At 69.9% G+C, this 18619-nt stretch carries 13 protein-coding genes; 5 read left to right on the forward strand and 8 right to left on the reverse strand.

Annotated elements, in window-relative coordinates:
- The first annotated feature begins 6 nt into the window (after positions 1-6).
- From HNR11_RS00680 to HNR11_RS00695, 4 genes are all read left to right on the forward strand, one after another.
- Entirely contained in the window at positions 7-1146 is a 1140-nt protein-coding gene (locus HNR11_RS00680) for an agmatine deiminase family protein (RefSeq protein ID WP_246310280.1), read from the forward strand.
- Positions 1143-2894: an amidase gene (locus HNR11_RS00685; protein ID WP_179440678.1), complete on the forward strand. Its 1752-nt coding sequence runs from the start codon at positions 1143-1145 to the stop codon at positions 2892-2894. The genes HNR11_RS00680 and HNR11_RS00685 overlap by 4 nt, the downstream gene beginning before the upstream one ends.
- Before the next feature lie 123 nt (positions 2895-3017).
- Entirely contained in the window at positions 3018-4433 is a 1416-nt protein-coding gene (gabT, locus tag HNR11_RS00690; RefSeq protein WP_179440679.1) for a 4-aminobutyrate--2-oxoglutarate transaminase, read from the forward strand.
- A 3-nt stretch (positions 4434-4436) separates the two neighbouring features.
- The gene (locus HNR11_RS00695) at positions 4437-6005 is read left to right on the forward strand and encodes an NAD-dependent succinate-semialdehyde dehydrogenase (protein ID WP_179440680.1); all 1569 of its coding nucleotides are present in this window, start codon (positions 4437-4439) and stop codon (positions 6003-6005) included.
- 109 nt (positions 6006-6114) lie between these two features.
- Here the strand turns inward: HNR11_RS00695 and ahcY are convergent, their stop codons facing one another.
- The 5 genes from ahcY to HNR11_RS00720 all read right to left on the reverse strand — a co-directional run bounded on the left by ahcY (position 6115) and on the right by HNR11_RS00720 (position 10686).
- Positions 6115-7605 carry an adenosylhomocysteinase gene (ahcY, locus tag HNR11_RS00700; protein ID WP_179440681.1) on the reverse strand — a complete coding sequence of 497 codons (1491 nt, stop codon included), beginning with the start codon at positions 7603-7605 and terminating at the stop codon, positions 6115-6117.
- Between the two features lie 82 nt (positions 7606-7687).
- Positions 7688-7888 carry a hypothetical protein gene (locus HNR11_RS00705; protein ID WP_179440558.1) on the reverse strand — a complete coding sequence of 67 codons (201 nt, stop codon included), beginning with the start codon at positions 7886-7888 and terminating at the stop codon, positions 7688-7690.
- A gap of 93 nt (positions 7889-7981) precedes the next feature.
- Entirely contained in the window at positions 7982-9505 is a 1524-nt protein-coding gene (locus HNR11_RS00710; RefSeq protein ID WP_179440682.1) for a SulP family inorganic anion transporter, read from the reverse strand.
- 188 nt (positions 9506-9693) lie between these two features.
- Positions 9694-10074, reverse strand: coding sequence for a helix-turn-helix domain-containing protein (locus tag HNR11_RS00715; protein ID WP_375139258.1), 381 nt, complete (start codon positions 10072-10074; stop codon positions 9694-9696).
- Between the two features lie 165 nt (positions 10075-10239).
- Positions 10240-10686, reverse strand: coding sequence for a DUF3499 family protein (locus HNR11_RS00720; RefSeq protein WP_179440683.1), 447 nt, complete (start codon positions 10684-10686; stop codon positions 10240-10242).
- A gap of 207 nt (positions 10687-10893) precedes the next feature.
- Here HNR11_RS00720 and HNR11_RS00725 point away from each other — a divergent pair, with 207 nt between their 5' ends.
- Entirely contained in the window at positions 10894-11475 is a 582-nt protein-coding gene (locus HNR11_RS00725; protein ID WP_179440684.1) for a dihydrofolate reductase family protein, read from the forward strand.
- Positions 11476-12066: 591 nt separating this feature from the next.
- Here the strand turns inward: HNR11_RS00725 and HNR11_RS00730 are convergent.
- From HNR11_RS00730 to HNR11_RS00740, 3 genes are read right to left on the reverse strand one after another with little or no spacing between them, the layout of a single operon-like run.
- Positions 12067-14262, reverse strand: coding sequence for a DUF5719 family protein (locus tag HNR11_RS00730; protein ID WP_179440685.1), 2196 nt, complete (start codon positions 14260-14262; stop codon positions 12067-12069).
- On the reverse strand, positions 14259-17915 hold the full coding sequence (locus HNR11_RS00735; RefSeq protein WP_179440686.1) for a glycosyltransferase family 2 protein: 3657 nt from the start codon (positions 17913-17915) through the stop codon (positions 14259-14261). The genes HNR11_RS00730 and HNR11_RS00735 overlap by 4 nt, the downstream gene beginning before the upstream one ends.
- A gap of 56 nt (positions 17916-17971) precedes the next feature.
- Complete coding sequence (locus tag HNR11_RS00740) at positions 17972-18586, reverse strand: WhiB family transcriptional regulator (protein WP_179440687.1); 615 nt, start codon at positions 18584-18586, stop codon at positions 17972-17974.
- Positions 18587-18619 lie beyond the last annotated feature (33 nt).

Below are 18619 nucleotides of genomic sequence, written 5' to 3' on the forward strand. Positions count from 1 at the left end.
AGCCCCATGACCTCCCCTGACACCACACTGCGCATGCCCCCGGAATGGGCCCCTCATGAGCGCACCTGGATGGCGTTCCCGCCCGCCAATGCCACCTTCGGAGAGCCCGGCTCCGCCACACTGGGCGCCGCCCGGGAGGCCTGGGCACGCGTGGCGCGGAAGATCGCTGAGTATGAGCCGGTCACCGTGGTGAGCGCGCCGTTGGACCTTCCGATCGCCCAGGAGCTGCTCGGCGACGCCGTGACGCTGCGCCCGATGCCCCTGGACGACGCCTGGATGCGCGATATCGGCCCCAGCTTCGTGCACCGGGCTGACGGCGAGCTGGCCGCCGTGGACTGGGTGTTCAACGGCTGGGGTGCCCAGAGCTGGGCCACCTGGACCAAGGATGAACACATCGCGGCCGCGATCACCGCGGTGACCGGAGCGGCCCGGGTCTCCAGCCTGCTGGTCAACGAGGGAGGCGCCTTCCACGTGGACGGACGCGGCACGGTCCTGCTCACCGAGACGGTGCAGCGCGATCCGGGCCGCAACCCGGAGCTCTCCCACGCCCAGGTCGAAGCCGAGATCCACGCCCTGCTGGGCACCACCCAGGCCGTGTGGTTCCCGCGCGGACTGACCCGTGACTACGAGGAGTTCGGCACCCGCGGCCACGTGGACATGTTCGCCGCCTTCACCCCGTCCGGGAGCATCCTGCTGCACCGGCAGGATGACCCGGAACACCCCGACCATGCGGTCACCCGTGAGCTGCGCACCTTCCTGGAGACCGCGCGCGACGCCGCCGGCGAGCCGTTCCAGATCATCGACGTGCCGGCTCCGAAGACCATCCTGGACGACGGTGAGCACGTGGACTGGACCTATATCAACCACTATGTGGCCAACGGCGTGGTGCTGCTGTGCGCCTATGACGACCCGCACGACGACGACGCCGCCGCGATCCTGGCGCAGGCCTACCCCGACCGGCGCATCGAGCTGCTCGACGCCCGGGACATCCTGCGATTCGGCGGTGGCATCCACTGCATCACCCAGCAGCAGCCGGCGCCGGTCAACCGCGCCGCTCCGCTGGACCAGAGGGCTCCGCTGGACCAGAAGGCACCGGCAGGCCAGAGCGCGCCGGCAGGCCAGAGCGCAGGGCCGGGTCGCGGATGAGCGCCACGACCTTTGACGTCGTCGAAGCCACGATCCCCGAGCTCCGCGCGGCTCTGGAGGGCGGCGAGGTCACCAGCGAGGCGCTGGTGCAGGCCTACCTGGATCGGATCGAGGCCTATGACCAGCGTGCCGGCCGCCACGGACCCGCGCTGGGCTCCGTGGTCGTGCTGAATCCACGCGCCCTGGAAGAAGCCCGGGCCAGCGACGCCCGGCGCGCCGCCGGTGAGCCGCTGGGCTCCCTGGAGGGGATCCCCTACACCGCCAAGGACAGCTATAAGGCGGAGGGGCTGACCGTGGCCGCCGGCTCCCCCGCCTTCGCGGAACTGGTGGCCGGCCAGGATTCCTTCGTGGTGGGGCGGCTGCGCGGCGCCGGCGCGATCCTGCTGGGGCTCACGAACATGCCCCCGCTGGCCAACGGCGGGATGCAGCGCGGCCTCTACGGCCGGGCGGAGAGCCCCTACAACTCCGAGTATCTGACCTCGGCCTTCGCCTCGGGGTCCTCCAACGGGTCCGGCACCGCCACTGCGGCCAGCTTCGCCAGCTTCGGCCTGGCGGAGGAGACCTGGTCCTCTGGCCGCGCCCCGGCGTCGAACAACGCGCTCTGCGCGTACACCCCCTCCTGGGGGGTGATCTCCATGCGCGGGAACTGGCCGCTGGTGCCCACTATGGACGTCATCGTGCCGCACACCCGCAGCATGACCGACATGCTCGAGATCCTGGAGGTCATCGTCGCCGATGATCCGCACCCCCGGGGAGACTTCTGGCGCGTCCAACCCTGGCACCGGCTGCCCCCGACCTCAGCCCTGCGCCCCGCCTCCTACACCAGCCTGGGCGCACCAGATGAGGAGACCGCCCGCGAGATCCTCACCGGGGTCAGCATCGGCGTGCCACGGATATACCTGGGCGAGGACCCGGAGGCCGGGACGCGTGGCCCAAGTCCCAGTGGGATCACCGGCATCGGCGGGTCCACCGGGCGCCCGGTGTCTCCGCGCGCCTCGGTGCTCACCCTGTGGGAGACCGCCGCAGAGAGCCTTCGCGCCGCCGGTGCCAGGCTCACGCGCAGCGACCTGCCGGTGGTCTCCAACTACGAGGGCGACCGGCCCGATGCGCCGAGCATCACGACCCGGGGGCTCGTCCCCCCGGAGTACCTGCGCCAGGAGGTGGGGCTGCTCTCCGCCTGGGCCTGCGAGGACTTTCTGGCCGCGAACGCGGATCCCGCGCTGCACAGCATGGTCCGCGTGGACGGGGCGCAGATCTTCCCGACTCCGCCCGGGGCGCTGCCGGATCGCTACGACGGCTTCGAGGATGACATCGCGACCCTGCCCGAGCTCGTGCGCGAGCACCCCAACCTGCGCCTGGAGACCCTGCCGCTGATGCGCGAGGGCATCGAGGGTCTCCTGCGCACCCGGGAGCTGGACTTCGAGCAGTGGCTGGACCAGCACGGCTTCGATGTGATCGCCTTCCCTGCGGTGGCCGACGTGGGCCCCGCCGATGCCGACACCTCCGAGGCATCGGCCGAGCTGGCCTGGCGCAACGGGGTCTGGGTGGCCAACGGCAACCTGGTCTGGCGCCACCTGGGGATTCCCACCGTGACCGTGCCCATGGGCACCATGGCCGACACGTCGATGCCGGTGGGACTGACCTTCGCCGGGCGCGCCCATGACGACGCCCGGCTGCTGCAGATCGCCGCCGCCTTCGAGGCCACGGGCAGGCGCCGCACCGAACCGCCGCTGACCCCGCGGCTCTGAACCGCCCCGTTCACGCCAGAACCGACACTGGGCTGGCACGCAGCAACCCGGCACCGACTCCCCTCCCCACTCCTCCCCCGCACCCCCAGCGCAGCACATCCCTCTTGTGAAAGGCAGACTCCGATGACCACCCCGACCAGCACCACCCCCGGCCCGCCCCAGTCGCTCACGGACCTGCCGACCCGGCTCCCACAGCGCCGCGAGCTGCTCACCGAGGTCCCAGGACCGGCCTCCAGGGAGCTGGCGCAGCGCCGAGCGGCCGCCGTGCCCTCCAGCGCGGTCTCCGTGATGCCGGTCTACGTCGCCGACGCTGACGGCGGCGTGATCCGCGACGTCGACGGCAACAGCTTCGTGGACCTGGGCTCCGGGATCGCGGTCACCTCGGTGGGCGCCAGCGACCCCGCCGTGGTCACCGCGGTGGCCGAGCAGGTGACGCACTTCACGCACACCTGTTTCATGGTGACCCCCTACCAGGGCTACATCGAAGTCGCCGAGGAGCTGGCCCGACTGACCCCGGGCGAGCACACCAAGCGCACCGTGCTGTTCAACTCCGGGGCCGAAGCAGTGGAGAACGCGGTGAAGATCGCCCGGCTCGCCACGGGCCGGCAGGCCGTGGTGGCCTTCGACCACGCCTACCACGGGCGCACGAACCTGACCATGGCGCTGACCGCGAAGTCCATGCCGTATAAATCCAACTTCGGGCCCTTCGCCCCGGAGGTCTACCGGATGCCGATGAGCTACCCCTACCGCGACGCGCACCCGAAGATCAGCGGCAAGACCGCGGCGAAGCGGGCCATCGATCAGATGGAGAAACAGATCGGCGCCAGCTCCATCGCCGCGATCCTGATCGAACCCATCCAGGGCGAAGGCGGATTCATCGTTCCTGCCGAAGGGTTCCTGCCCACCCTGGCGGACTGGGCGCAGAAGCACGGCGTCGTCTTCATCGCTGATGAGGTGCAGTCCGGGTTCTGCCGCACCGGTGACTGGTTCGCCTCCCAGAACGAAGGAGTGGTCCCGGACCTGGTCACCATGGCCAAGGGGATCGCCGGAGGCATGCCGCTCTCAGCGGTCACTGGGCGCGCCGAGCTGCTCGACGCGGTGCACCCCGGCGGGCTCGGCGGCACCTACGGCGGAAACCCAGTGGCCTGCGCCGCAGCCCTGGCGGCGATCAAGACCATGAAGGACCACGACCTCGCCGGGAGGGCCCGCGCCATCGAAGCGCTGGTGCTGCCTCGGCTGCGCACCCTGGCCGATGAGCTGGGCACCGATCAAGGCCCCATCGGTGACATCCGGGGCCGTGGCGCGATGCTGGCCCTGGAGCTGGTGAAGCCCGGCACCACCGAACCGGACCCGGAGACCACCCGCGCCGTGGCCGCGGAGTGCCTGGCTCAGGGCGTGCTGATCCTGACCTGCGGCACCTACGGCAACGTGATTCGGCTGCTCCCCCCGCTGGTGATCAGCCAGGAGCTGCTGGAGGACGCACTGGGAGTCCTGGAGAACGCGCTGCGCCGGCACAGCATCACTGGCGGAGAGGGCTGAACCATGGACACTCCAGCATCCCAGCACCCGGTCCAGGACGACGCCGCCGCCCAGACCCGCACCACGCAGACCCGCACCACGCCGAGCCGCGCCACTCCAAGCCGGCAGCGCATCGACGCGCTGCTCGCCGCGACGCCCACCGACCTGTTCATCAACGGGCAGTGGCGGCAGGCCGCCGCCGGAGCCAGCTTCGCAGTGGAGGACCCGGCCACCGGAGAGACCCTGACCCGGGTGGCCTCCGCCGATGAGACCGATGCGCTCTCCGCCATGGACGCGGCAGCCGAGGCCCAGGACTCCTGGGCGCGCACCCCTTCCCGGGTCCGCGCGGAGATCCTGCGGCGCGGCTTCGACCTGGTCCAGGACCATGCCGAGGAGCTCGCGCTGCTGATGACCCTGGAGATGGGCAAGCCGCTGGCGCAGTCCCGCGGAGAGGTCAGCTACGGCGGGGAGTTCCTGCGCTGGTTCTCCGAGGAGGCGGTGCGTGATCATGGACGCTACGCGGACACCCCGGAGGGGAACCTGCGGATGCTGATCACCCGCAAACCGGTGGGCCCCTGCCTGCTGATCACCCCGTGGAACTTCCCGCTGGCGATGGCCACCCGGAAGGTCGCCCCGGCCCTGGCCGCTGGATGCACGATGATCCTGAAACCGGCAGCGCTGACCCCGCTGACCTCGCTGTACTTCACAGCTCTGATGTCTGAGGCCGGGCTACCCGGCGGGGTGCTCAACGTGCTGCCCACCGACTCCCCGGCGTCGATCTCCGGGCCGCTGATGGCGGATCCGCGGCTGCGCAAGATCTCTTTCACCGGCTCCACCGCGGTGGGCAAGCAGCTGATGAAGCAGGCCACCGAGAACGTGCTGCGCACCTCCATGGAGCTCGGCGGGAATGGGCCGCTGATCGTGTTCGAGGATGCAGACCTGGACAAGGCTGTGGCCGGGGCGATGGCGGCGAAGCTGCGCAATATGGGCGAGGCCTGCACCGCGGCCAACCGGGTCCTGGTCCAGGAATCGGTGGCCGAAGAGTTCATCGCGAAGCTGGCTCAGCGCATGTCCGCGCTGCAGGTCGGGTCCGGGCTCGAGGACGGCGTCGACGTCGGCCCGCTGATCGACGCGAAGGCCTGCACCTCCGTGGCGGAGCTGGTCGATGACGCCGTGCGCCGGGGCGCCGAAGTGGTGGTCGGGGGCCAGCGGGGAGACGGCCCGGGGCACTTCTTCGCACCCACGCTGCTGCGCAACGTCTCCCCCGAGGCCAGGGTGGTGCGCGAGGAGATCTTCGGGCCGGTGGCGCCGGTGCTGACCTTCAGCACCGAGGATGAGGCGGTGGCGATGGCCAACGCCACCGAGTACGGGCTGGCCTCCTACGTGTTCACCGAGAACATCTCCCGCGGGCTGCGCATCGGGGACCGGCTCGACTTCGGGCTGCTCGGCCTCAACGTCGGGGTGATCTCCAACGCGGCGGCGCCATTCGGCGGAGTCAAGCAGTCCGGGCTCGGACGCGAGGGCGGCGCCGAGGGCATCGCGGAGTACACCAGCACCCAGTACGTCGGGATCGAGAGCCCCTGGAGCGGATGAGCTGGCGCCGGCCTCGGCACGCAGGTTTCTCTTTGCCGGGGCTATACGCGAACGGCGCGCCCACCAGCACAAGGCTGGCGGGCGCGCCGTCGTCGTGGTCGCGCGAGGATCAGTAGCGGTAGTGCTCGGGCTTGTACGGTCCGGCCACGTCCACGCCGAGGTAGTCGGCCTGTTCCTTGGAGAGCTCGGTGAGCTTGGCGCCCAGGGCGTCGAGGTGGAGTCGGGCGACCTTCTCGTCCAGGACCTTGGGCAGCACATAGACGTCGGTCTCGTAGCGGTCCTCCCCGGTGTAGTCCGGGGCGGTCTTGGCGAAGAGCTCGATCTGCGCGATGGTCTGGTTCGCGAAGGAGGAGCTCATCACGAAGCTGGGGTGCCCGGTGGCGTTGCCCAGGTTCAGCAGCCGGCCCTCGGAGAGCAGGATGATCGAGTGACCCTCGGCGCGGGTGCCGTCGGCGGGCATTACCCACTCGTGCACCTGCGGCTTGATCTCGACCTTCTGCACGCCTTCGATCGCGGCCAGACCGGCGATGTCCACCTCGTTGTCGAAGTGGCCCACGTTGCCGACGATGGCCTTGTTCTTCATCTTCTGCATCGCCTCGGCGGAGATGATGTCCTTGCCGCCGGTGGTGGTGATGAAGATGTCGCCGGTCTCCAGCACGTCCTCCAGGCGGGCGACCTGGTAGCCGTCCATGGCGGCCTGCAGCGCGTTGATCGGGTCGATCTCGGTGATGATCACGCGGGATCCCTGCCCGCGAAGCGCCTCGGCGGCGCCCTTGCCCACGTCGCCGTAGCCGCAGACCACGGAGACCTTGCCGCCGATGAGCACATCGGTGGCGCGCATGATGCCGTCGGGCAGCGAGTGGCGGACGCCGTACTTGTTGTCGAACTTGGATTTCGTCACCGAGTCGTTGACGTTGATCGCTGGGAACAGCAGCTTTCCCTCGCGAGCGAACTGGTACAGCCGGTTCACACCGGTGGTGGTCTCCTCGGTGACTCCGCGCAGGTTCTTCGCGATCCCGGTCCAGCGCTGCGGGTTCTCCTGGAGAGATTTCCGCAGCGTGGCCAGCACGTAGTGGTACTCCTCGGGATCGGTCTCCTGCGCCGAGGGCACCGCGCCGGCGGCCTCGAACTCGACACCCTTGTGCACCAGCATGGTGGCATCTGCGCCGTCGTCGAGGATCATGTTCGCACCCTTGCTGGGGTCCTCATCCACGCCGGGCCAGGCGAAGATCTGGCTGGCGGTCCACCAGTACTCCTCGAGGGTCTCGTTCTTCCAGGCGAAGACCGGGACGCCCTGCGGGTCCTCCACGGTGCCGTGGGGACCGACGACGACGGCGGCTGCCGCCTCGTCCTGGGTGGAGAAGATGTTGCAGCTGGCCCAGCGGACCTCGGCGCCCAGCGCGGTGAGGGTCTCGATCAGCACGGCGGTCTGCACGGTCATGTGCAGCGAGCCGGCGATCCGAGCCCCTGCCAGCGGCTGGGAGTCGCCGTACTCCGCGCGCAGGGACATCAGTCCGGGCATCTCGTGTTCGGCCAGACGGATCTGGTGCCGGCCGGCTTCGTGCAGGGAGATGTCCGCGATGCGGTAGTCAAAACTCATAGGTGTGGGATCCTTTGCGGGTCGCGGATGGAAAATCATGGGCCTTCGCCGGTCAGGGCGCTCGGCAGTACAGAAACCCGGCTCAGCGCGGGGCGAGCAGCTTCGGCACGCCGCGCTCGATCGGGTAGCGCAGGCTGGGGTCGGTGACGGAGATCAGCTGATCCCCGTCCTGCCGCAGCGTGCTGCCGCTGACCGGGCAGCGCAGGATCGCCAGCAGTTCTGCGGGGAGTGCGGCGGCGGCCCGGTTCGGACTGGGCGCGGCGGAGGGCTGGGCACTTGGCATGTCTCCAAGCCTACCGCGCAGGGCATGCCGGAGGGCCGGCGTCGTCATCTGCGGACACCGGCCCTGTGTGCGGCCCCTCTGGAGCGGGTGGGCTCAGTGACCGGCGCCGAGGTTGCCGGCCATCCTGCCGTGCAGGTCTGCGCTGGCGGTGTTCAGCCCGGAGATCTCCACCCGCTTGCCGTATTTGGAGTACTTCTCGGTGATCGCGTCCAGCGAGGCCACCGTGGAGGCGTCCCAGACATGGGAGTTATACATGTCGATCACCACGTGATCGGGATCCTCCGCATAGTTGAACTGGGTGTAGAGATCGTTCGAGGAGGCGAAGAACAGCTCACCGGTGACCTCGTATTTGGCGATCTCCTCCCCGAAGTGCGTCTCGATTCGGCGCTGAACCGTGGCCAGGTGCGCCACGCGGCGGGCGAAGAGCACCATCGCGGTGAGCACACCGAGTCCGACACCGATGGCCAGGTTATGCGTCCAGACCGTGGCGATCACGGTGACCACCATGACCGAGGTCTCGGACTTGGGCATCATCTTCAGCGTGGAGGGCTTGATGCTGTGCCAGTCGAAGGTCGCGATCGAGACGAAGATCATCACCGCCACCAGCGCGGCCATCGGGATCATCGCCACGATCTCACCGAGGCTGACCGCGAGGATGAGTACGAAGATGCCCGCACAGAAGGTCGATATCCGGGTCCGCGCCCCGGAGGCCTTCACGTTGATCATGGTCTGCCCGACGACCGCGCAGCCCCCGATGCCGCCGAGGAACCCGCTGATGATGTTGGCCGCGCCCTGGCCCCAGGATTCACGCACCTTGTCCGAGCGGGTGTCGGTGACGTCGTCGACCAGCTTCGCCGTCATCAGCGACTCCAGCAGCCCGACGGCGGCCATGCCCAGCGCGTAGGGAGCGATGATCTGGAAGGTCTCCAGGGTGAGGGGGACATCCGGAGTGAACAGCTCCGGGAGCGACTGCGGCAGCTCGCCCTTGTCCCCCACTGTGGGCACGTTCAGGGCGAAGACCACGGCCAGCACCGTGATCAGCACGATGGCGATCAGCGGGGCCGGAAGGACCGTGGTGATCCGTGGCAGCAGGTAGATGATCACCAGACCCAGCGCGACCATCGGATAGACCAGCCACGGCACACCGATGAGGTCGGGGAACTGCGAGGTGAAGACGAGGATCGCGAGCGCGTTGACGAATCCGACCATCACCGAGCGCGGAATGAAGCGCATCAGCTTGGCCACCCCGAGCACCGCCAGGAGCACCTGGAAGATGCCCGCCAGGATCACTGTGGCGATGAGGTATTCGACTCCGTGACTCGCCATCAGAGGGGCGATCACCAGGGCGGTGGCCGCGGTGGCGGCGGAGATCATCGCAGGTCGTCCGCCGAGGAAGGCGATCGAGACGGCCATGGTGAAGGAGGCGAAGAGGCCGTAGCGCGGATCGACGCCGGCGATGATGGAGAACGCGATGGCCTCGGGGATCAGGGCCAGCGCCACGACCAGCCCGGCGAACAGCTCCGTCTTGAGCAGGCGCGGGGACTTCAGCGTGCGAAGGACTGACTGGCGCTGTTCCGGGGTCAGCTCCTCGGCGACGGCCGGAGGCGTACGTGCCATGAGGCTCCGTTCTCGGGTGGGGACACAGCGGTGTCCATGGGATGCAATGCGTCGGGCAGGTGCGCGGCGATGCGGGAGAGGAAAGGGAGGGTGGCGAGGCAGGCCCCCACCGGTGACACCAAAGACTCTACCCTAACGTAAGGGTAGGGTTATAGCTGTGTGAGCAACGCCTCAGCTGCGGGGACGCGTCAGCTGTTGAGCTGACCGCGCAGCTGATCAGCCAATAGGTCTGCCTGGACCAGATAGGCCGCAAGCTTCTCGCGCTCGCGCACCACGTGCTCCAGGGACGCCTGTGCACGTTCCCGCTGGTCGGCATCGAGGGAATCCAGCTCGAGCAGCGCCACCACCTCGGTGAGCTCCTCGAGGCTGAACCCCAGCGGCTTGAGGTACTTGATCCGCATCAGACGCTGCTGATCCGCCTCGCTGTAGAGCCGGAATCCGCCTTCGGTGCGGCCGCTTGCTGGCAGCAGCCCGACGTCGCCGTAGTGCCGAATGGTCCGCAGGGACAGCCCGGTGCGTTCTGCGAGTTCACCGATGTGCATCGTCTGCGCGTGCGGACCTGTTCCCACGTGACCTCCCGGAGTCTTTGGCACGTCACTCTACCAACGCGCGACGATGCTGTGGACCGGCCCGAGCGCTCAGGCCCGGCCGGCTCGATGCACTCTTCGGCGCACCCTCTGGTGCACCCTGGGCGGAGTCTTCAGCTCAGTCCTCGAACACCTGGGCGCCGCAGCTCAGTCCTGGATCATGCGCAGGTGCCCGCGTGAGATCCCGGGGCTCCCGGCGCGCACGGGTGGAGCCATCCGGTCCCGGGAGGAGCGCATGGGCAGCTCGGGCTCCTCGGCGCGCTCGGCCTCATGGCCGGACTGCTCTGCCTCGCGCTGGGCCTTCTGTGCCAGCGCCCAGGCGGCCTGGACCTCGGGAGACTCGCGCACGGCGTCGGCCAGTGCCAGCAGGTCATCCTCCTGCTTCGGTGCTGAGCTGAGCGTCAGCCGCAGCACCTCCCAGCCGCGCGGCGGCGTGACCGAGGTGGCGTGCCGATCGCAGAGATCGTAGGTGTGCGGCTCCGCGTAGACGCTCAGCGGGCCCACCACCACCGTGGAGTCCTTATACGAGTAGGTCAGAGTGGCGGCTGCGGGCCGCTCACAGCTGTTTCTGGTGCATCGACGCAAGGAATCCACGAGAGACCACCCTAGCAACCACTCCCTGAGACCTCCGTGAGGCACAACGGCAGGCGGCGGATCGGGGTCGATCGAGGCGGATCGGCCCGCGGCTCTGGAGCACGGCTTCACGCGCGACTACGGTGGTCAATCCGCGCGCTGCTGTGCCTCGGGGCAGCTTCTGCCAGGTCCGCCGACGTGCTCCGCCTTCCACTGATGAGGCTTGTCATGACTGCTGACTACACCTGGGACGTCTTCTGCACCCTCGACGGCTTTGGCGCCTTCGCCGAGGGCGCGGACTGGGGCGGTTACTGGGGCAGACAGGGGCCTGAGCTGTTGGAGCATCGCGCAGGACTGCTCGAGCCCGATCAGCTCATGATCTTCGGTGCCACCACGTTCCGCGAGGTCGCGGAGATCATGTCTGCAGGGACCGATCCGAACGCTCTCGATGCGTGGAACCAGCATCTTCTGCGGAAACCTGCAGCTGTGGTGTCCTCGACGCTGCAGAGCACTCTGGGCTGGCCTGACGCGCGGATCCTGCGTGGGGACGCCGCGAGGATCGTGCGGAGGTTGAAGGCGGAGTCTGCGGTGCCGCTGCGCTCCCAGGCGAGCCTGTCGCTGAATTGGTCGCTGCTGGCCGCCGGACTGGTTGACCGCATCCAGGTGACCATCTTTCCGGTCATCTCAGGCCACACCGGGGCCAGCCCGATCCTCCGAGGCGCAGGCGATCTTGATCTCGAGCTGCTGGAGAGTCGAACCCTCGACGGGCATATCCAGGCGCTGGTGTACCGCCCGACGCCGCACCGTTGAGCCGGGCCCGCGTGAGACGGCTCCTCAGCTGTGGGGAACCATCTGGTCGAGGAAGTCCAGGATCGCGCGCGGTGATCTCCGGCTGCTGGGACTGCGGAGAGTGGCCCGCCTCGGACACCATCACGACCTCGGCCTGCAGGGTCTCCCCGCTCCAGTGTGCCTCCGCTGCGGGGCCCTTGGAGACGGGGTCGCGCTCGCCCATCACGACCGGGGCGGGAGCGCTGACCTGGAGCAGCCTGGCCTCGGCCGGGGCGTGGTCGGTCTGTCTGGTGGTGAGCGAGAACGTCTTGCCGTCTTCGGGGCGGCGGAGGCTGGCGCCGACCTTCTCGCGGTATTCCTTGAAGTCCGCCGGCTTGCTGCCCGAGTAGAGGGTGGGCATATAGGCCTTCCACATCCTGGCCACCCAGAACGGCGTCGTCATCGCTCGGAAGATCGCCAGGCTGATCCTGGAAGCCGGTGGGTTCCGCACGAAGGGGCCCAGCAGGACGAGTCCGGTGACCTGTTCGGGAGGATCCGCCGCCGCGGGAGATGCACTCATGCCGGCAATGCTCCAGAGTCGCTGCCAGAGGTGTCAATGCTCCCCGGAGCGGCTCAGCGCAGCAGCCGCACCGGCACGTACTCCTCGGCTCCGCGCAGCGGCGAGACCGGGGTCAGACTGAACTGACCGTCGTCTGTGGAGGTGGACATCATCGCGTGCACGCTCCCCTCGCCGTCGAGCTGCGGATCGGCGAAGACGATCACCACGGGGCCGCCCTGGCTGCCCTCCGGCGCGGCCGCGGTCAGGTCCTCGGCGGAGATGACGCTGGCACTCTCGGCCGAGAGATCGAGACTCTGTTCGGCGCCGAAGCCCCCCTCGGCGTCGAGCACCCGGTAGGCGATGCTTCCCGAGGCGCCGGTGGCGAAGAGGTGCAGCTCGGTCTCCCCGAGCTCTGGCAGCAGCGTTCCGGACCCCTCCCGCAGCGGCGCCGCGGGTGCAGCCCAGCCGAAGTCGGTGCCCTCCTCGGTCTCGCTGCGCACCCCCACGTAGGCGGGCACGTCGGTGCGCACGCGGATATCGCTCACTCCGGGTTCCAGGCCGCGCAGATTGACCGCGTCGATCTCGCCTCCGTTGACGGTGAAGACGCCGGGGGTCTCGATGACCTGCTGGCCGTCCTCCCCGAAGACCTGCAGCTCCACGGTCGCGCCCTGGTCACCGGGGACGTGGATCCACAGCTCCGGCGGTGCGGTGGACTCCTCATCGTCGTCCTCGCCCGAGGCGGGGACGCCATCGGGGATCGGGACGCCCGGCATCAGGTGCTCGGTGCCCGGCGCGGTCATCCCGGGCAGGAACTCCACGCCGGTGCCGGTCAGTCCGGAGGCGCGGGAGGACTGCAGCTGCGCGGTCACCGGCGCTCCGGCCGAGCGGACCTGGACGCCCAGATCCGAACCGGAGGAGGCCAGCCCGGCGATGTTCACCGAACGGGTCGTCTCTCCGGGGACGACGATGGATCGGGTGCCGGAGGTCCCACGGTCGCCGTCGGAATCAACGCTGGAGATCTCCACCGTGGCGGAGCGGTCGAACGGATTGGCCAAGGTCAGCAGCGAGGCGGATCCGGCGGCGATCTCGGGTCCGAAGAACCATTGGCTGCGCTCGGGCGCGGTGCAGGCTCCGACCGCGAGTCCGGCCACCGGGCCTGCGTCGGCCTGGTATTCGTAGAGCGCGGCCGCCGCCTGGGCGCTGCCGTCAGCGGTCGCGGCCGTCTCCAGCAGCGGGGGCCGGGCGAGGTCGGCGGCGGAGGTGTAGACCGCCTCGCGCTGACTCAGCGGGGCAGCCGCGGCCGCCGCTTCCCTGGAGTCGGCCTCGTCCGCGGCGGAGGCCTCGGTCAGGGTGGTCTCGTTGATGCGACCCTGCTCGTTCAGCTGGGCCCAGGAGGCTTCCGAGAATGAGCCGCTCAGGTCGGTGGCGAAGAGCACTGCGGAGAACCGGGAGGAGGCTGAGGAGTCTCGGTCCCGGTACTCCACCAGGCCATCGGTGGTGAGGGAATCCGGCTGTCCCGGCAGCGGCGGACAGATGAAGCTCTGCCCGGCCTGCGAGGCGGTCACCGATGCTGCGCCGAGCGCGGCCGTCGCCCCTACGCCGGAGGTGGCGGCGTGAGAGCGGCCATCCATGAGCCCGTCCAGCGCCACCGAGCCAGCCATGGTGGCGAGCACTCCGGCGGTGACGACGACGGCGGCGGTGCGGGCCCTGGCTGCGCCTCGCGGCCTCCCCGCCGAGGCGGCAGAGGCGTCAGGCCCAGGACCAGGCTGGGTCTCATGCTCAGGACCGGGCTCGGTGTCATGCTCGGGACCGGTCCCGGTGTCACGCTGGTCGGAGCGGTCGGCATCCCCAGCGCGACCGGCGCGACGACGGCGCTCACGTCGGGTCTGCCTGGTGCTGGCGGGCTGCGCCGGGGTCGTAGACGCCGCGGCTGCCGAGGTCGCGGCAGCACCCGCTGTCACCGCACCTGACTTGGGGCTGAGACTGGGGCTGGGGCGATCACGGTCCTGCTCCTGCTGCCGCTCGCGCCCCTGTGCCTGCTCCTGCTTGCGCTCCTGCTGCTGCCGGGTGCGTTCCTGGTTCTGCTTCTCGCGCGTCTGCTGCCGCTCCTGGCGCTGCCGCTGCTCCTCGGCCTTCAACTCCGCGCGGGCTGAGGCCGCGTCCTGCTTGGCCTTCAGCGTGGCAGCGCGCTCCTGGTCACGGATGGCGCGCTTGCGTGCCCGGCGCTGCTCCTTGATGAGCTTCTTGACCCTGACCTTCTTGCCGCTCATCCCCTGCGTCCTTCCAGCTCATCGGTGTCCGCCACCGGAAGCATGCGGCTTCCGCGCGGCAGCGGGATGGCGATCAGCACCACCAGCAGCAGCAAGGCTCCCAGGGTGATTAGAACCGGCAGCTGGTAGGCGCTGCGGTGCTCGGCGCTGAGCTGCCCCTGCAGCCCGGCGCCCTGATCGGTCAGCGCCTGGTCGGGCAGCTGGAACCGCTGCGTCCAGGCGGCGGGTGCATCAGCCTCCGCGGCCGTCGCGTCGGATGTCACCGGCACAGCCTCCAGGTCCTGGCCGTCCCAGCTCGCTCGCCAGCCGCTGGCCTGCTCGGTGGAGAGCTCCACCAGGTACTCGCCCTGCGGATCCAGGCCCAGCCCCGCGCCGTCCTCGGCGGTGACCTGCTCCAGATCCACATCGAGTGACTGTGACCCGCTGGGCAGCAGCGCCTGGAGCTCACCGTCGGAGTTCACGATCCGAGCCCAGCTGGTGGGAACGCCGAAGAGTCCCTCTCCGGAGGGCAGCAGCGCGTCCTCGTCGACCTCGGCCCGCCAGAGCTCACCACGATCGGTCACTCCGACCGAGACCAGGCCGGCTGCGGTGTCCACGGCGTCGGTGAGCACTGCGGGCTCCCCCTGGTCGATGAGCACGTAGCCCACACCGAGTTCGGCCATCAGCTCCTCGGTCTGCACGGCGCCGGGAGTGATCAGCGCGGCGATCAGCGAGGCCAGGCGCTGCTCGGCGGCAGAGAACTCGGTTCCCGCCTCGGTCGCCTCGGGACCCGCCCCAGCCGGTTCGGTCGCCGCGACGGCGTCGTCTCGGGTGCCTCCGAGCAGGTTCGGCAGGAGTTCTGGCTGCGCCCAGAGCGGCAGGTCACCGGCGGCGACCACGGCGCGGGACTTCTCCAGTGTGCGTCCCTCGCCGGAGACGAGTTCGCCGGTCACGCCGGGATCGGCCGCGGAGAGCACCAGCGTGCGCAGCTGTGCGGGACCGGTGCCCTGGTCTGCGGCAGTGGCCGGGAGCTGTCGCAGCGTGCCGGCCTCGATGAGCGTGGGTGCAGCGTTCACGGCGGTCAGCGGCTGACCGGTCAGGGGTGCCCCGGGCATGACGCGGGGGCTGTAGAACAGGACCAGCGAGGCGCCGATGGCGAGCACCAGAAGCGTGGAGATCACCGGGGTGATCGTGCCGCCGACTCTTGGGAAGGCCAGCGGGAACCGATCCAGGGAGGCCATGCCTGCGGCGAGCAGGCAGAACACCATCACCGAGACCACCGGTCCGGGGTTGCCCGTGATCACGGCGGTGCCGTCGGATCCGGCGGCCAGCAGCCCGAGGAGCGCGGAGAGTCCGAGGGTTACAAGCAGCAGGGCGCCGGCCACGATCGGCAGCGGCCGGGTGCGGCCGCCGGTGATGATTCCCAGCAGCGCGATCAGCAGCAGCGGCAGACCGATCAGCAGCGCGATCCGCAGACTCCAGAAGTCCCCGGCCAGGTAGGCGGGCAGCCAGGAGCTGGCGGCGGTGGCGGAGGCCAGCCCTGCTGCGGGATCGAAGGCGCGGGAGAAGCCGAGCAGCTGCTGCCACAGCGGAGCGGCGTCGACGGCCAGCGCCGCGCCGGGTTCGTGGGCCAGGACCGCGGCGAGGTTCTTCCCCTGCAGCAGGGCGGAGGCGATCATCGGGGCGGCCACCGCGAGGGAGGTCAGCGGGATCAGCCAGAGCGGACGGCCGCGGCGCCCCAGGACCGCTGCGAGCACGATGCCGGTGAGCACCACCAGGGGCAGCAGCGCCGGGGAGGCGGCGGTGAGCACCATCAGCAGCAGCGCGGCACCGGTGGCGTACTCCCAGCTTCCGGCGACACCGAGTCCGACGGCGGCCCGGCCGACCGCGCGGACGGTGGCCACCACCGCCACCGGGAGCAGGATGTGGACCAGGACCGCGCCGATGCGCCCCTCCCCCACGGCGATGTGCAGGGTCGGCACCGCGGTCCAGAGCAGCGCCGAGACCACCCGTCGGGAGGCTTTGGTGGACCAGAGTCCGGCGGCGTACCAGGCGCTGAGTGCGCTCAGCGGCAGCGCCAGGATCAGCAGCCAGACCAGCACGGCGGAGGCGTGGCCGAAGCTCAGGGCGGAGAGCGCCAGCAGCAGCAGGTTGAAGGGGTCCGCGGCGGAGAGCGCGCCGAGGCTGTCAGCGGCCAGGAAGCTCACCGAGTGGGCGAAGACCTCCTGCAGCGAACCGGCCACCGGGAGCGCGGCCCCGCCGGTGATGGCTTCAGCCGAGAGCAGGTCGCGGAAGGCCAGGAGGGAGACTCCGGCCAGGGCCAGCAGCATCAGGAACAGGCCGAGGCGGTCTCCGGAGCGGCGCGATGGCATCTCGTCGAACTCGCCGTCGGAGGCGCCGATCTCCAGCAGCGCATCCTCGTTGTTCTCTCGCTCGGCGGTGTCCTCGGGCTCGCCGTAGAACCCCGGGGTGAACCGGGTGCGCGGGACAGAGACGGTCTCTGCGGTCATCGCGGAGCGCCGCTGCGCGCGGAGGTCGCTGCCGCTGAGCATCATGCGCGCCTCTGACTGTCTTCCGGCGCGCAGGACCTCGGTGGTGGAGCGGATCTGCTCGTCCCGGTGCAGGCGCGCCAGGGCCGCCTTGCGTCCCTGCGCGGCGAAGCGACGCGTGTGCCCGATGGCACCCCAGCTGAACAGGGCACGCACCGTGGCGAAGAACTCACCGGCGCCGGCGTCGGGGGCCTTGACCACGGTGAGTCCGATCAGCCGCAGCAGGGCGGCGATCCACATGCCCAGCCACAGGAACGGAACCGCCAGCGGTGTCACCGTGGCCAGGCGTCGGCGGATCTGGCTCACCCGCTGTTCGGCGGGAAGATACAGCGTGCCACCGAGACGGTGCACGGTATCCCGGCGTGGCGGGTCCTCGCGGAGCACCCGGGCGGTGGGTTCCACGACGATGTGCGCGCCGACCTCCCGGGCGCGGCGGCAGAACTGGGCGGCGGCGTAGTCTCCGGTGAGCGCCGGATCGAAGCCGCCGAGGTCACCGAAGAGCGAGGCGTGGACCAGCATGCCCTCGCCGGAGACGGCGGGGACCGCGTCGCGGCCGTCGTACTGGCCCTGGTCCAGCTCCTTGGGCTCGGTGGCGGTGAGCACCTCGGCGGAGCGGGCGTTGTAGAGACCCACATTGACCAGGCGCTCCGGGGTCTCGGCGGCGAGCTGCTTGGCGCCGATGACCTGGATCTGGGCGTGCGTCTCCTCGTCCTTGACCGTGAAGAGGCGCTCTTCGAGGCGCTCAAGCGCGTCGGAGGTGGGGATGGTCCCCGCAGGCAGGATCCACAGCCACTGGTGACGCGGCGCGAAGCCGTCGGGCAGTCCTCGCTCCAGGCTGCGCCAGAGCTGGGTGACCGTGGTCCCGCCGGGTCCCTTGCGCGCGGTGCTGCGCGCCTGCCGCCGGTCCTCCAAGAGTGCCGAGCGCACTGAGCGGGACAGGTCCTGGACGCCTCGATAGCCGGGCCCGGCGAGTTCGATGACGTGATCCGGCGCCCGGGTCTGCGCGGCAAGCGCCTGCCTGGTCCGCTGCGCCGCACTTTCCGGCTCATTGCCGGGGACGCCGGAACCGGCTTCTGGAGCGCCTGGTGTGGTGCCTGCTGCGGCGGGATCTGGAGCGGACGGCAAATCGCCGCCGTCGTGCAGGACGACGGCGGCGATGTGGGGTCCTGTTGGACCGTTGATCAGAGTGCTCTCTTCCGAAGCTTGCGCCGCTCGCGCTCGGAGAGTCCGCCCCAGATGCCGAAGCGCTCGTCGTTGCCCAGCGCGTACTCCAGGCATTCCTGCTTCACGTTGCAGGCGCCGCAGACCTTCTTGGCGTCACGGGTGGAGCCGCCCTTCTCAGGGAAGAAGGCCTCCGGGTCGGTCTGCGCGCACAGCGCGTCCACCTGCCAGGCGAGTTCGCCTTCGATCTCCTCGGTGGGGACCAGCGTGGGCAGCCCCAGCCAGGTGCGGCTGGGCTCTGCCGGTCGCGTCTGGGGCGCTGAGGTCTCCAGAGACTCATGACGCGGAGCCTCGTGGGTCGGCGCCTCAGTGCGGCGGGAAGGAGCCTCACTGAGGGCGGTGACCGAGGAGCTCGTCGCGGCGGAGGAGCCCTCGTCCGCGAGCCGTTCGGCCTCCTCGTGGGCCGCGAGGAAGGCGGTGGCCTGGTCCTCCAAGGTCTTGCCGTGCTCCAGGCGCTCAGCGGCCTGGGGATCAGCAGGGTCCACGAACCAATCAGCAGGAACCTCGAGTCCCGTCCTGCGGGCTATGGCCGTGGTGCCGGGCCGTTCTGCGCCCAGCCGCTCTGCGTTCCCCATCAAAGGGCCTCCCGAGATTGATCCTGCGTGTAC

Origin of the sequence: Nesterenkonia sandarakina, from assembly GCF_013410215.1 — a bacterium.
GTDB classification, from domain to species: Bacteria; Actinomycetota; Actinomycetes; order Actinomycetales; family Micrococcaceae; genus Nesterenkonia; species Nesterenkonia sandarakina.

Coding starts and splice junctions, on each gene's coding strand:
- HNR11_RS00680 (WP_246310280.1), top strand. CDS start 7: ATGACCTCCCCTGACACCACACTGCGCATGCCCCCGGAATGGGCCCCT.
- HNR11_RS00685 (WP_179440678.1), top strand. CDS start 1,143: ATGAGCGCCACGACCTTTGACGTCGTCGAAGCCACGATCCCCGAGCTC.
- gabT (WP_179440679.1), top strand. CDS start 3,018: ATGACCACCCCGACCAGCACCACCCCCGGCCCGCCCCAGTCGCTCACG.
- HNR11_RS00695 (WP_179440680.1), top strand. CDS start 4,437: ATGGACACTCCAGCATCCCAGCACCCGGTCCAGGACGACGCCGCCGCC.
- ahcY (WP_179440681.1), bottom strand. CDS start 7,605: ATGAGTTTTGACTACCGCATCGCGGACATCTCCCTGCACGAAGCCGGC.
- HNR11_RS00705 (WP_179440558.1), bottom strand. CDS start 7,888: ATGCCAAGTGCCCAGCCCTCCGCCGCGCCCAGTCCGAACCGGGCCGCC.
- HNR11_RS00710 (WP_179440682.1), bottom strand. CDS start 9,505: ATGGCACGTACGCCTCCGGCCGTCGCCGAGGAGCTGACCCCGGAACAG.
- HNR11_RS00725 (WP_179440684.1), top strand. CDS start 10,894: ATGACTGCTGACTACACCTGGGACGTCTTCTGCACCCTCGACGGCTTT.
- HNR11_RS00730 (WP_179440685.1), bottom strand. CDS start 14,262: ATGAGCGGCAAGAAGGTCAGGGTCAAGAAGCTCATCAAGGAGCAGCGC.
- HNR11_RS00740 (WP_179440687.1), bottom strand. CDS start 18,586: ATGGGGAACGCAGAGCGGCTGGGCGCAGAACGGCCCGGCACCACGGCC.